We start from the raw sequence: 13,568 nt of genomic DNA, 5'->3' as shown, positions 1-13,568 counted from the left end.
GGAAAAGGGGAAAGCTGATGCAAGGGAAAATGAAAGCAGCCGTGCTCACAAAGCCCGGCACCATCGAACTGAAAGAACTGGATATTCCGTCGTACGGACCCGATGAGGCGCTTGTCCGAATAAAAGCGGTCGGACTTTGCGGTTCCGATGTCCACTACTTTGAACACGGAAAAATTGGGCCCTATGTGGTTGAGAGGCCGATCATTCTCGGACACGAGGCTGCCGGGGAAGTTGTTGCCGTTGGCAGCAAGGTCCGAAATGTCTCCGCAGGCCAGCGTGTAACAATCGAGCCTGGTGTTACGTGCGGACGCTGCAACTATTGCAAGTCCGGTCACTATAATTTGTGTCCGCATGTCGTCTTCCTGGCTACTCCTCCTTATGACGGGGCATTCTGTGAGTATATCGCCATTAGAGCAGATATGCTGTTTCCTATTCCGGACTCCATGTCCTATGAAAAAGCGGCGCTGATCGAACCCTTTTCCGTCGGGCTCCATGCCATACGTCGCGGTGAACTGCTTCCTGGTGAAACCGTTGTTATTATGGGAATGGGGCCAATAGGGATCCTTGCTTTGATGGCAGCTAAATCTGCAGGAGCGAGGCGCATCATTGGTGTTGACCTTGAATCGTTCCGTTTGGAGAGAGCGCTGCAAATGGGAGCGACGGATGTAATCAACCTGCAGGAAGAGGAAGGTCAGGCGGCTATTCTTCGCATAACCGAAGGGCGGAAGGCAGATTTGGCGATCGAGACTGCAGGCAATGGCCGCGCCGCTCAGGCAGTGCTTCAAGCCGTACGCCGGGGTGGGCGTGTCGTTCTGGTCGGGCTGCCGCAAGAGAACGAGACGCCGCTTAGTATCCCTTATATTGTAGACAACGAGATCGATATTCGCGGCGTTTTCCGATATCATAATACCTACCCGACCGGCGTAGCGGTTATGGCCGGCGACCATATCGATCTCGAACCGGTGATCACGGATTATATGTCGTTGGATGAAACTCAGCAAGCATTCGAGAAGGCGATTCACGAGAAAAACAGCACCTTAAAGATTGTGATTCGGCCATAGCTGTGTAACGATAAGGCTCGAACAGCGGTTTGGAATTTCGCTCGACCCTATCAAAAGTTGGTGACTGCATCCATGTACAAGTTCGGCAGGCTTCTTAGCACGATCGTTTCCCAAAACATAGCGATTCTAATCGCGATCGGTTTGATTCGGGCTGTCTTCGGGGTTTATGGGTGGTTTCCCAACTATAACGTGAACCTGCTGACCGGCCCCCTTCTTAGCTGGCTCCTGCCTGTTCTGTTCGGTTATACTGGCGGACATCTTATGGGGGGTAAGCGAGGCGGAACGGTTGCAGCCATTGTCGTGTTCGGGCTGGCGCTTGCGAGTACGGTCTCGATGATATTCATGGCTTTCCTTCTCGGACCTGCAATCGGCTGGATCGTTAACCGGATCGACCGTCTGCTTGAGAATAGGCTTCCTTCCGGTTTCGAACTCTTGATGGCCAACTTCATTTCGGCGGTTCTAGCCGGGACGTTGGCCGTTTTTTGCTTTAGTTATGCGGGGCAGTATCTCTCCAGTATAATCGAACAATTAAACGACTATATCGTACAAATCGCCTATTCCGGGTGGCTTCCCATTTCAGCAGCCATAATTGAGCCCGCCAAGGTGCTGTTTCTGAACAATATGCTGAGCTACGGCATTCTGGGTCCGCTTGGCATTTCCCAAATCAAAGACCTGAGCAAATCGATTTTCTTTCTGCTGGAATCGAATCCGGGGCCTGCAATGGGTATGCTGCTGGCCTATATCATCCGGATGAGAGGGAAATCCCGGGTCAATGCATCATCTACGCTGGCCATTCATTCGTTAGGCGGAATCCAGGAGGTATATTTTCCCTATGTGCTCATGCGGCCGCAGCTTCTGCTGCCCTTGATTGCGGGGAATATGGCCGGTATCTATGTTTTTCAATACTTGGACGCGGGGCTGGTGTCCATCCCTTCCCCAGCGAGTCTGCTGCTGATCGTGGGTCTTTCACCCCCTGACGATGTGGTTTACATCCTGCTCGGAATCACAGTATCTACGGTGGTGTCCCTATCGATCTCGCTGCTCGTGATCAAGGCGATTCCGGAAATTCCGGAGGAAGCGGTGGAAAATAGGGAGCACGATGTCGTTCAACGTTTAGTGTACGTCCAGCAATGGAACGAAGTCAAACGCGTTCTTCGCCCGGTATCGAAGGTGATCCCGAATAAGGCGGCAACGGTGGAAGCGAAGACCGGGCAGTCAGCTCCTGCTGCCGTATACGATGATATCATCACGGTATGCTTCTCCTGTGATGCGGGTTTGGGATCCAGCGCCATGGGAGCTGCCATCCTGCGGAAGAAGCTTCGGTCGACGGAACTCGGGGAAAAGGTGACGGTCGTATATTCTTCGCTGGATCATATTCCACAAAATTCCAAAATTATTGTAACCCATCATTATCTGTTGAAGAGGGCGATGAATAACGCACCCGGGCGCGATTATGTCTCGTTTGAGGATTATACGGACCCCGCTGCCCATGAAATGATCCTGAACAAATTAAGGCACTTGGTAGGCAAGAGTTGAACGGAAGGAGGCATCTGAAAGAGTAAGCAGCCAAGATGCCAGGAACAAGCCCGAAGCAGTCGATAAGGACGTGATCAAATAATGGAAAAGAAAATAAAAATCAAGCTGAATGCCCGGCAGAAGCAAATTTTATTGTACTTTCTCGAAGCAGCCGATTACGCGCCTTTGAATGCTTTGGCTGACCGATTAAACGTTAGCTTGCGGACGCTGCAGAGGGAATTGTCCGAGATGGCCTATTTTATCGCGCAGTATGGCATTTGGTTTGACAAGAAGATCGGAGTTGGGCTCAAGCTGTTAGGTAATGGCAAGGAAGTGGAAGAGCTTGCCCAAATCTTATCCGAGACCGATTCCGCCTTGCCGGCCTACTCGGCGGATGAGCGGCAATCCGGCATCAAGCAAATTCTGCTTTCTGGCAAGGAACCGAAGAAGCTGTACGCCTTAAGCAAAGAACTTAATGCTGCCGAGTCGACCATCAGCTACGATCTTCAGAGGATTGAGCCGTGGTTCGAACAGCACGGCATACAATTGCATCGCAAACCAGGAATCGGCGTATACATCGAAGGTTCGGAGAAAAGCATTCGTGAAGCCTTGGTTGATTTATTGTATGAGAATGTGACCCAAGAGCAGCTGATGGAGTTTATGTATGAAGAATCCAACGAACAGCGCGAGAAGCTTCATTCCTCGATTCGCCGCCGGCTTCTGAATTTTATCGATCCCCAGTGGCTGCTGAAGATTGAGCAAGTGATTCAGGAGTTTGAGCAAAACCGAGGCTACCGTATGGCCGACAATGCTTATGTGGGATTCGTAGTGCATCTGGCAATGGCCGTCCAACGATTAAAAATGAATGAATCGGTTACGATCGAGAACGAGATCCTGGACCGTTTGAAGTCCATGAAGGAATTTGAAACGGCTGAACAGCTGGCGTCCGTACTGAGCCGGCGCCTCGAGCTGACGTTTCCGGAAAGTGAGATCGGATATATTACGATGCACATCCTAGGTGCACGCTCGAATCATGTAATGGGCAACGACTTTGATTACAGTCTGACACTCGAGTATGTGCGAAACATGATTGGTATCATTGAACAGGAACTTAAGCTAGAGCTTGAAACCGACAATATGCTCGTCCAGAATTTGACCACCCACTTAAACTCGGCAGTGAAACGAATCGAACTTGGCATGGCAGCCCGCAATCCCCTTCTGCAGCATGTGAAGGAAGAGTATCCTGAAATATTCAAGGCAACTGCAAAAGCAGCCAAATACCTAGAGCAACAAGTGGGTAAGCCTGTGCCGGAGGAAGAAATCGGTTATCTGGCCATACATTTCGGTACGGCTATTCTGAACAAGCAGAATTCAGGCGCGGAGAAGTACCGGGTGCTTCTTGTATGCTCTAGCGGAATCGGCACATCCCGTTTGCTTCAGGCGCAAATCAAGAAAAAACTTCCCGAGCTTCAGGTCATGGATTCGGTATCTCTTTTCGACTTGGATGATTGGCTCGCTAATAACCATCCGGTAGACCTGATCTTATCCACGTTGCCTGTTCATCTGGAGACAAGTCATGTGTTCGTGGTCAGCCCGTTTTTGAGCGAAGAAGACATTGCCAAGCTAAGGGAGAAGCTGCCTGATCTGCAGAAATCGGATCGCAAAGGAGAGGAAGACCGCTCCGGAATCGAGGATACGGTAGACAAGGTCGATCGCTTCGGAAAAGCGCTGGCTGCACTGCTGGACAATATCGAGGTGGCGGATCACTTGCAAGCGGATTCCAAGCAGAGTTTGATCATGCAAATCATGGAGCTTGTCCAAATCCGTTTTCGAATAACGGATATCGAGCTGCTGCGAAGGGATCTTGAAAGAAGGGAAGAGCAGGGGCCCTTGCTTGTCGAAGATGGCCGGCTAGCCATGCTTCATTGCCGCAGCAAAGGAATCAGCGAATTGGCCATCTCCATCATCCGGTTAGACAAGAACGTCATCTGGCAGGCGAAAGGGCGACAGGTACCGGTGAGTACGGTGCTTACGATCCTCGTACCTTTGGACACCCCCAAGGAATACTCCGAACTGGTCGGAGAGATCAGCATGTCGTTAATCGAGGACGAAACTTTGATTCAAAGGCTGGCGACGGGCAGCGCTCAAGAAGTAGTAGAGAGCCTGCGATTCATTCTGAAGAAAGGCTACATCAAGCTGGCCGGCGAGTTGTTAAGGTAATAAGGAATTTTTCAGAATTCATTCAGCCAATCCTTATGTTCTGCTAAGGTTTATTTCATTCCACTTTCAGGAAAGCTGCTGATAATGGGTGAAGTAAGATAAACCCACTGAGCAGGAGGAATAACAATGAAGATGAAGAACAAGGTAAGAACGCTAGGGATTACGGCTGTTTTGGCCGTTATGATTCCTTTAAGCGCGTATGCGGCAACTGTTACGGGAAATACATCTGAGGATAAGACAGAATTGTCTGCTACAAGCGGTGTATACGAAGGTCGCGGTGGATTCGGGAAACATAAAGGCTTTGTCAGCCAGGAAGTGCTCGACCTGTTGAAGCTTGATAAAGCAGCCTTTCAAGTGAAAGTTGAAGCAGGTTCGACTTTAGCCGAGATTGCCGAGGAGCAAGGGGTTTCACGTGACAGTCTTAAGAAAGTGATGACGGACACCTTCAATACGAAACAAGCAGAGCAGAAGGCAGACTTCACTGCGAATCTGGACAAGGTGCTCGACTCTGACCTGAAGGCAACGCTGAAGGCGGGCCGGGGCGGCAGCTTCCTCGCTGCTAAGGATTTCACTGAAGCGGCTAAATTGCTCGGACTAACGGTTGATGAAGTGAAGGAGCAGTTAAGCGCAGACAAATCTTTAGCTGACCTAGCTGAAGAAAAAGGCGTAGACGTTCAGAAGCTAATCGATGCACAGAAAGCAGTCATTACCGCAAGTATTAACCAAGCCGTTACAGATGGTAAGCTTACACAAGAGCAAGCAGAGACGCAATTAGCGAAAGTCACAGAGCTCGCTGAAAGAGTTGTGAATGGTAAAGGGTTAGGTAAAGGTCATCATCATCGTGGCGGAATAGGTCGAGGCTTTGGCGGAGAGAAGCCAGCCGAGACGGAGGCAGCCGAACCTTCCGCAGCTACTTAAGAAACTGGACACTCACAAAAACAGACTTGCCCGACATCTCTTCGGAGACGTGCGGCAAGTCTGTTTGGTTTTTCGATAAAAGAGGGGAAAAGGGAGTTAGCTCAGGCAGCGGTTAGTCTGACTTCATTTCCTGATGGGTCTACAACGATCCATATTTCATCCTGCTGAATCAATGGAATCTGAGCATTCTTGATTCTCTCAAGGACAATATCGAGCTCTGATTCTGAGGGCAGGATGATCGTGTAATACTTAAGTCCTGTTCCATGCTCTTGCGGAGGCGGCGCTCCGACTCCTGCCCATATGTTCAAGCCGATATGATGATGATATCCTCCTGCGGAGATGAACAAGGCGCCCATAAAACTCCCGCCATCTACGACCATGTCGAAGCCCAATATGTCGCAATAGAATGCTCTGGATTTAGCAAGATCGCTCACGTGCAGGTGAATATGGCCAATGATGGTATCCGTTGTTAACCCGGACCAAATCTTATCTCCTGCTTCCCTCAGCAAGCTCTCGGTATCAACCGGATCAGACGCCATAATAATGTTGTTGTTCACATCTCTCTTCCAGGTGGATCGCGGACGGTCGCAATAAATTTCAATTCCATTATTATCCGGATCAGAGATGTATAAGGCTTCGCTTACGAGATGATCTCCCTGTCCGATGTGAATCCCAGATTTGATCAGGTTGCGCAAGGATAGTCCGAGTGCTTCTCGAGTAGGAACAAGGATAGCGAAGTGATATAATCCTGCAGTGGATCTTCTGGGAGTAATTGTGGCTGACGAAATTTCCTCCAAGCTGAGAATTGGAGTTATACCGTCAACCGTCATTTCAGCGGTAGTAGCTTGTTGGTTCAGAATACGCAAGCCAACAACGTCTGTGTAGAACTGAAGGGACCTTTTCAGATGGCTAACCTTCAGCTTAACTATACCGAGAACGGTGTTCGGATGTATAGAGTGAGACATTATCATCCCTCCAAAGATTTCAATTAGTCACTTAGTTACTTAATGTAACTATATCAAATAATTCTTAGGTTGTAAAATGATAACCCATTAAAGCAATAAAGCTTACGGTAGTTTTGAAATATGTGTGTTATGTATTACACTAGGAGGGACATCAATGTTTTTTTGGTATCTACAAAAAGTTTAAAAGGAGAGGATCTTAGTGTCTATCATTATTGAAATAATGGAGCATAATCGTCAATTCGTTGAGAGCAAAAAATATGAGAAGTATGCAACAAGCAGGTATCCTGATAAGAAAGTTGCCATTCTGACCTGTATGGATACTCGTCTAGTTGAATTATTGCCTAAGGCTCTTAATTTACGCAATGGGGATTGCAAGATTATTAAGAACGCTGGGGCTATTCTAACACAGCCCTTCGGCAGCGTTATGAGAAGCATATTGGTTGCCATTCATTCAATGGGCGTGCAGGAAGTGCTGGTTATCGGACATCATGGCTGCGGAATGACCCAGCTGGATTCCAAATCCCTTGTGGAGAAATTTAAGCAGAATGGAATTTCTGAAACTGTGATCGAAACGTTAGAGAATTCGGGAATTCGGATGGACCGTTTCCTTAAAGGCTTTGATTCTCCTGAGGAAGGTGTGCGGCACAGTATATCAATGATTCGCAAGCATCCGCTCGTACCTTCCTTTATTCCCGTTCATGGCTTTCTTATGGACCCGGAGACAGGTAAGCTTGAGTTGGTTACCGACGGTTATAATGAGTTGAAGACGAATTAAGGAGATGATCTAGTGAAATACCGCAAGCTAGGTAAGAACGGACCGGAAATATCGGTAATCGGCTTCGGCTCTTGGGCAATCGGAGGCGGCGGCTGGGCGAGTGCTTGGGGTAATCAGGATGATCAGCTCTCCATCGACAGCGTAAGAGCTGCTTTAGATGCAGGCGTGAATTTCTATGATACGGCAGCTGTATACGGACTTGGACATTCCGAGGAAGTGATCGGCCAAGCCCTTAAGAATGATCGCGATAAAGTTATATTAGCTACAAAATGCGGTCTTGTCTGGGATGAGAACAAAGCCACGAAGAGAAGCGGCGCGTTCGACTCGGTCATTCGGGAGGCGGAAGCTTCTCTCCGTCGGTTGGGCACAGATTACATCGATTTGTACCAGATGCATTGGCCTGCGGAGGATGCTCCTGCGGAGGAAACGATGCAGGCGATGGACAAGCTCGTTCAGGATGGGAAGGTTCGGTATGTCGGTGTGAGCAATTATGATGTGTCTCTCTTGGAGAAGTCTCTGACTGTAAGGCATGTCGACTCTGTACAACCGCCCTATTCAATTCTTCGACCTGCGATCGAGAAAGAACTTCTGCCTTACTGTCAGGAGAAAGGGATTGGGGTCGTCGCTTACAGCGCACTCACTTCCGGATTACTCTCAGGCAATTATACTTATGACACGAAATTTACTGAGGACGATTGGCGCTCCCGCAACAAAGCTCACACAGGCGAAGGCTTGATCGCCAATGTAGATCGCGCGAACAAGCTGAAGGAAGTCGCAGCTAGATTCGACCTTACACTTCCCCAGCTAGCCGTCGCTTATGTGCTTGCTCATCCAGCACTGACCAGCGCACTGGTAGGCGTTCGTAAACCAAGCCACATCCTAAGCGTGTTGTCTGCGGTAGATGTCACGCTTGATGAAACGACACTTGCAGAAATTCGAGCCATTGCCGTTTCATAATTTTTCAGCTGTCTCCGCGGAGACGGCTTATTTTATTTTCAAGCCGAAACTTGGACATAATCCTCCGTATGGAATTGTAAATATGTAACATTGAGATACGAAGTGGGATTAACCAAAATGGATTAAGAGAAAGGTCAACAACTCATGACTGAAGTCACGAGCTTGTAACTGCCCGGAAGTGAGAACGGCTGGCAGCCTCCTTCCTTAAGGTGGCGTTACGATAGGCAGGTTGACGACTGCCCCATTGCACAGGTATACCTATGCAACCACTTCGGCGAGGTACTCGATTCCCTTGCGCTGAAGATTCATGGCCCCGACGCGATCATCATTCGAGCGGTAGGAGCATGCCTTGCAACAGAAAAGATGCTTTTTCTTGTTCCGATTCGCTTTCTTCGTATGACCGCATTTCGGGCAGCTTTGGGACGTGTATCGCGGATCGACGACAATTACCTTGGCGCCATACTTGATTGACTTATACTCGATCATCTTGCGTAACTGATAGAACGCCCAGGATACCGTTACATAACGGTCCTTCACCCGAACACGCTCTGTAGCTCCTCGAACGCCGGTCAAGTCTTCCACAACGAACAAGGTGTTGGCTCCATATTGGTGAACGAGTGCCTTCGATACACGGTGGTTCACATCCGTCATCCAGCGGTTTTCTCGCTCTCCGATTCGTTTTAATCTTCTTCTGGCTGAAGCGGTTCCGACTTGCTGCAGTCGCTTTCGCGTATGTTTGAATTTCGATCGATTGTCCTTGATCGGCCTTCCGCGGAAGAACATGCACTTCCCCCTTGAATCATAGGTCGTCGCGACAAAGTTGATGCCCAAGTCCACGCCGACGACTTCATGCAAGGAGGACTCGGACACATCATCCACATCTTTAGTCATAGGAATATGCAGGAAGAACTTGTCCCGCTTGTGGACCAGCTTTGCAGTACCGAATCTCCAGGTCCCGTCGAAGTAGGCTTCCATGCCCTTTCTTTCAAAGGGGACCTTCATGCGACGGGTTAGCGTGTTGATGGAGAATGTGTGCGTGGTTAGGGAGTAGTCCCGGTTCCATACGAGGTCATATTCCGGCTTCTTGAATCTTACCTCCGTCCAGGGGTGGCGATTGCCGGCAAGAGACTTGTATCGCGCTAACACTGTGATGAGCACGGACTGGGCCATTTGCGAACGCAGTGAAAAGGTAGAACGCAGTTTCCGGTAGGTCAGCAGATGCAACTTTGCCTTGGAGCGTTCGTTCGTTTCAAACACCTGTTTGGAGACAAAGTTGCAGGCATGACGGTAAGCCTGTAGCGTCTGCCGTAATAATGCTATCTGTTCAGGCGTTGGCATGATTTTTACTTTCGCTGTCAACGTTAGCTTCAATAGGATTCACCTCACAATATAAGGGGAATGATGAGATAATGGGCGATTTCCACTCATCCCCATTATACCAAACATCAGTTCGCATCGACAGTCTAATTTCCAGATTCTGATTGCATGTTTCATACGGAGGGAGGGGCGAAGGAGTGATTTTTGGAGAGATGGACAGGAGCAAGAAAAACGCAAATTCCTCTCATGACTGAAGTCACAAGTATCCTTTGCGTTAAGAATGAAAGAAGATAAGCATTATGCGTTCTTATAACTTAAGCAAGGTAGAAGGATAATGGAGGCGGAAAAATGAAACGTTCAATGGTTACTTTGCTAGTAGTGGGGGCTCTTGCGTTAATCGTTATTTTCTCGGCAGTGGGCTCCTACAATAGACTCGTATCCTCGGAGACTGCCGTGGATAATAAAGCAGCGCAGATCGATACGCAATTACAGCGTCGGGAGGATGTGATTCCGAACCTGGTGAATACGGTCAAGGGATACGCGGCGCATGAGAAGGAAGTGTTCCAAGCGATTGCGGATGCAAGAAGCCGTCTTGCAGGAGCGGGAACAACTGCAGAGAAGGCGGAGGCGAACGGTCAACTAGAAAGCGCATTATCCAGACTGCTTGTCATCGTCGAGAACTATCCGAACCTGAAGGCGGATGCGCAATTCACCCGGTTGATGGATGAGCTGTCAGGCACGGAAAATCGGATAGCTGTGGCCAGGCAGGATTACAACAATTCCGTGACTGGCTACAATACGAGGATCAGGAGGTTTCCAGCTGCTATCTATGCCTCGATGTTCGGCTTTGAGAAGAAGGATTTATTCAAAGCTGCTCCTGGCGCTGAAACCGTTCCTGAAGTTCAATTTTAACGATGCTTTTCTCTAAAGTAAGATACGTAGCTGTTGTCTGGCTGATGGTGATGGGTCTTCTGCTTACAGTGGGCGGAGCTAGTGCAGCGCAAGGATACTCGGCCTACGGCGTGTATGTTCAGGATGAAGCAGACCTCCTCTCTTTGCAGGCGAAGGAAGAGTTTTATCGACGTGCTCTATGGCTTAATCAGCAGACCGGGACAGCGCAAGTCGGCATCGTGACCGTCCAATCGCTGGATAATAAAACGCTGGAGGATTTCGCCGTCAGTAGATTCCGCGAGATGGGACTGGGCGGCAAGGAACGAAACGACGGCGTACTGCTGCTGTATAACGCAGAGGATGGGCATGTCCGTATAGAGGTCGGGTATGGGCTTGAGGGAAGAATACCGGATGGCAAAGCAGGGGCTATTCTGGATCAATACTTCGTGCCGAATAGAGATACTGGGCAGTTGGAGTTGGCGTTCTCCCAGACGCAAAGCGCTCTGATCAATGAGATTGCAGCTGAATACGGGTTGGATCCCGCCGGGATCACGGAAGGAATAACATTGCCTCCCGTTCAGGACAGCTCTGGCTTTTTCGCCAACATACCTGGGTACATGAAGCTGATACTGGGCATTGGTGTCGTTTTCTTGATCTTCCTGGATTTCAAGTTCACGGGAGGAGCAATTACCTTTGGCATCTTAAGCCTGCTCGGTCGAAGAGGCGGCGGGGGAGGCGGCGGACGCGGCGGAGGAGGTTCCTCCGGCGGAGGCGGTGCAAGCAGGTAAGTCGGATACTTGATGAGCTCGAAACCTAAAGTTTCGGGCTCTTTTCTATATGATTTGAAAATCGCTGGGGTAGCATCTCACTTTCAGTGATTTAATGCCCGGAACCCGGAACTTCGCAACTTTCTTGGATCAAAATTCATCCTGTTGCGAAATTAGTTGGATTTCATACAACTAATTTCTTCAAAAACTCGTTTTTTGAGCAACTAGTTGTATTTCATACATCTAATGTTCTCTATATATCCCTAAACAGCTCGGTGGCATCGAATTAGTTGTATGTAATACAACTATTTATCAGAACAAGGTCAAACCCGAAAAATTTAGATGTATGAAATCCAACTAATTCCCACTGGACTGCAAGACCTGCAGGAAGCTTCGATTGAATTGCTCGAGTTCGTCGTAGAATATGCCATGACCGCTTTGCTCGAAGCGCAGAAGCGTGGAATTCCTTATGCCTTGGTTCATAAGCTGAGCGAACACGAAGGGACAGATTTGATCTAGCACCCCATGGAAAATGGTTGTTGGAGCTTGAATTTTCGGTAAATCCGACCTCATGTCCTCGTCTCTAAGAGAAACTGCGCCAGCGATAGTCCCAATAGATGAAGCATTAAATCCGAGCGAATGGAACCAATTCCTGAAGCTTGGGCTTATTTCGCTTGCGAAGAAGAGTTGCCCGAACTTCTCCAGCATTTGAGGACGATCTGTATAAGTTTGCGCAATGAGTTGATTGACAGCATCTTTGGTCATCCCGTATGGATAGTCAGGTCTTTGGGTAAATGCGGGAGCGGCGGCTGCTAGCAGAAGAAGCTGTGACACCCGGTAACCTTGGTGACGACTCATATAACGGATGGCGATGGCGCCGCCCATGGAGAAGCCGACCAATCTAACGTCATTAAGCTGCAAAGTATCCATAACAACACGAATATCATCTGCCATCCGATCGTAACCATAACCCCTCCAAGGGGTATCAGATTTCCCATACCCGCGAAGGTCGATCTGTATGCAGCGAAATCCGTACTTTGGGAACTGATTGACCTGATACTCGAACATCTTGTGATTAAGCGGCCATCCATGGATCATGAGTACGGGAGCTCCCGACCCTACATCCTCAATGTATAGCTTTACGCCTCTTTCAACTTCGATATAGTATCCCACATGACAAGTCCCCTTTAACGAGAAGGAATGCTATTCACTCCTTCTCATCGTATGTTTAATAAGGGGGACTATGCTTTGGGAAATTCCTTCACCCCTGCATCTTGTCATCATCAGAGCAAAACTGAAAGCTCCTTCCGATACTGGCTTGGTGTCATTCCTGTGATTCGCTTGAATACGGAATTAAAGGAGTCGAGATCTTTGTAGCCGACTGTCTCGGAGATTGAACTGATTTTCTGTTGTGAGCTTCTTAAGAGCTCGCAGCTTTTTTGAATGCGCAGGGATTGCAGGCAGGCGTTAAATGTTTGCCCCGTATGCTGCTTGAATAAGCGCTGCAGATGGCGCTCGCTCCACCTGCTAATCTGCGATAAATGTGCAAGGGATAGCTCCGTGTGGGAATTCTGATCCATATAGCTGAGGAGGTGGGCGAATGGAGTCGGCTTCGGTTCAGGAAGCTCCTTAGAGTCCTGTTTAAAGCGGTAAATGACAATGAGAAGCTGAAGCAGAAGGGCATACAAGTAGTCTGAAGAGCCGCTCTGAGAAAGGGTATATTCCCGGTGCATAGACAAGAATAGCTTCTCCGCGCGGTCTCCAGCATCTGTATAGGAGAAATAAGCTACATCCCCGCTTTTGAGGTGCTGAATATATTCAGCAACCTTTAGATCCGTTGAGAAATCGGCGATTTTGCTTAGTAAAAGCGGGCTTATTACGCAGTTGTACACGATCAAGGGATGTTTGGCGGTATCAGATGAAGGAGGTCGGAACACATGGGAGATGCCGATGGGAATAAAGAACAGCTGGCCTTTATGAACCTTGTGAACTTCATTCTGGAGGTAATGGAATCCGCTGCCTTCTGCGACATAGGCTATCTCTAGAAAATCATGGTCGTGAAGCGCTACATGGAAATCCTCTGTCGATCGATTTATATAAAGCAGTAGAGTATCGCGGAAAAAATATTCGCCTTTGTAAGTTTCAATCGAACGCTTCATGTAAAAACCGCTCCTCTCCCCTG

The 13,568-nt window shown here is 48.8% G+C and carries 12 protein-coding genes; 8 read left to right on the top strand and 4 right to left on the bottom strand.

From position 1 onward, the window contains the following. Positions 1-17: 17 nt before the first annotated feature. The 4 genes from ACESLK_RS09940 (at position 18) to ACESLK_RS09925 (ending at position 5,714) form a co-directional block, all read left to right on the top strand. Positions 18-1,061 (top strand): NAD(P)-dependent alcohol dehydrogenase, encoded by a 1,044-nt coding sequence (locus ACESLK_RS09940; protein WP_373229268.1) that lies wholly within the window; start codon positions 18-20, stop codon positions 1,059-1,061. A gap of 60 nt (positions 1,062-1,121) precedes the next feature. Further along, a complete protein-coding gene (locus ACESLK_RS09935; RefSeq protein ID WP_373229267.1) occupies positions 1,122-2,597 on the top strand; it encodes a PTS transporter subunit EIIC in 1,476 nt (491 codons plus the stop codon). Positions 2,598-2,678: 81 nt separating this feature from the next. Continuing rightward, complete coding sequence (locus tag ACESLK_RS09930) at positions 2,679-4,796, top strand: BglG family transcription antiterminator (RefSeq protein ID WP_373229266.1); 2,118 nt, start codon at positions 2,679-2,681, stop codon at positions 4,794-4,796. Between the two features lie 126 nt (positions 4,797-4,922). Next, positions 4,923-5,714, top strand: a complete 792-nt coding sequence (locus ACESLK_RS09925; RefSeq protein ID WP_373229265.1) for a hypothetical protein — start codon at positions 4,923-4,925, stop codon at positions 5,712-5,714. Positions 5,715-5,815: 101 nt separating this feature from the next. Here the strand turns inward: ACESLK_RS09925 and ACESLK_RS09920 are convergent, their stop codons facing one another. Beyond that, positions 5,816-6,679, bottom strand: a complete 864-nt coding sequence (locus ACESLK_RS09920) for a VOC family protein (protein ID WP_373229264.1) — start codon at positions 6,677-6,679, stop codon at positions 5,816-5,818. 199 nt (positions 6,680-6,878) lie between these two features. Between ACESLK_RS09920 and ACESLK_RS09915 the strand changes: the two genes are divergently transcribed. Continuing rightward, the gene (locus ACESLK_RS09915) at positions 6,879-7,454 is read left to right on the top strand and encodes a beta-class carbonic anhydrase (protein ID WP_373229262.1); all 576 of its coding nucleotides are present in this window, start codon (positions 6,879-6,881) and stop codon (positions 7,452-7,454) included. 12 nt (positions 7,455-7,466) lie between these two features. Continuing rightward, positions 7,467-8,411 (top strand): aldo/keto reductase, encoded by a 945-nt coding sequence (locus ACESLK_RS09910; protein WP_373229260.1) that lies wholly within the window; start codon positions 7,467-7,469, stop codon positions 8,409-8,411. Positions 8,412-8,669: 258 nt separating this feature from the next. Here ACESLK_RS09910 and ACESLK_RS09905 read toward each other — a convergent pair whose 3' ends face one another. Then, the gene (locus ACESLK_RS09905) at positions 8,670-9,782 is read right to left on the bottom strand and encodes an RNA-guided endonuclease TnpB family protein (RefSeq protein ID WP_373229259.1); all 1,113 of its coding nucleotides are present in this window, start codon (positions 9,780-9,782) and stop codon (positions 8,670-8,672) included. Between the two features lie 294 nt (positions 9,783-10,076). On the opposite strand from ACESLK_RS09905, the gene ACESLK_RS09900 reads away from it, so the two are divergent. Together ACESLK_RS09900 and ACESLK_RS09895 are read left to right on the top strand one after the other, a co-directional pair. Next, a complete protein-coding gene (locus tag ACESLK_RS09900) occupies positions 10,077-10,640 on the top strand; it encodes a LemA family protein (protein ID WP_373229257.1) in 564 nt (187 codons plus the stop codon). A 2-nt stretch (positions 10,641-10,642) separates the two neighbouring features. Then, positions 10,643-11,407, top strand: a complete 765-nt coding sequence (locus tag ACESLK_RS09895) for a TPM domain-containing protein (protein WP_373229256.1) — start codon at positions 10,643-10,645, stop codon at positions 11,405-11,407. A 336-nt stretch (positions 11,408-11,743) separates the two neighbouring features. Here the strand turns inward: ACESLK_RS09895 and ACESLK_RS09890 are convergent, their stop codons facing one another. Together ACESLK_RS09890 and ACESLK_RS09885 are read right to left on the bottom strand one after the other, a co-directional pair. Next, positions 11,744-12,559: an alpha/beta fold hydrolase gene (locus tag ACESLK_RS09890; RefSeq protein WP_373229254.1), complete on the bottom strand. Its 816-nt coding sequence runs from the start codon at positions 12,557-12,559 to the stop codon at positions 11,744-11,746. A 110-nt stretch (positions 12,560-12,669) separates the two neighbouring features. Beyond that, a complete protein-coding gene (locus ACESLK_RS09885) occupies positions 12,670-13,545 on the bottom strand; it encodes a helix-turn-helix domain-containing protein (RefSeq protein ID WP_373229253.1) in 876 nt (291 codons plus the stop codon). Between the last annotated feature and the right edge of the window lie 23 nt (positions 13,546-13,568).

It is taken from the genome of Cohnella sp. (genome assembly GCF_041640265.1).
In the GTDB taxonomy this organism is placed as follows: Bacteria; Bacillota; Bacilli; order Paenibacillales; family Paenibacillaceae; genus Cohnella.
Note: the sequence above shows the minus strand (reverse complement) of the source record. Positions and strands in the feature narration are given on the sequence as shown.

Coding starts and splice junctions, on each gene's coding strand:
- ACESLK_RS09940 (WP_373229268.1), top strand. CDS start 18: ATGCAAGGGAAAATGAAAGCAGCCGTGCTCACAAAGCCCGGCACCATC.
- ACESLK_RS09930 (WP_373229266.1), top strand. CDS start 2,679: ATGGAAAAGAAAATAAAAATCAAGCTGAATGCCCGGCAGAAGCAAATT.
- ACESLK_RS09925 (WP_373229265.1), top strand. CDS start 4,923: ATGAAGATGAAGAACAAGGTAAGAACGCTAGGGATTACGGCTGTTTTG.
- ACESLK_RS09920 (WP_373229264.1), bottom strand. CDS start 6,679: ATGTCTCACTCTATACATCCGAACACCGTTCTCGGTATAGTTAAGCTG.
- ACESLK_RS09900 (WP_373229257.1), top strand. CDS start 10,077: ATGAAACGTTCAATGGTTACTTTGCTAGTAGTGGGGGCTCTTGCGTTA.
- ACESLK_RS09895 (WP_373229256.1), top strand. CDS start 10,643: ATGCTTTTCTCTAAAGTAAGATACGTAGCTGTTGTCTGGCTGATGGTG.
- ACESLK_RS09885 (WP_373229253.1), bottom strand. CDS start 13,545: ATGAAGCGTTCGATTGAAACTTACAAAGGCGAATATTTTTTCCGCGAT.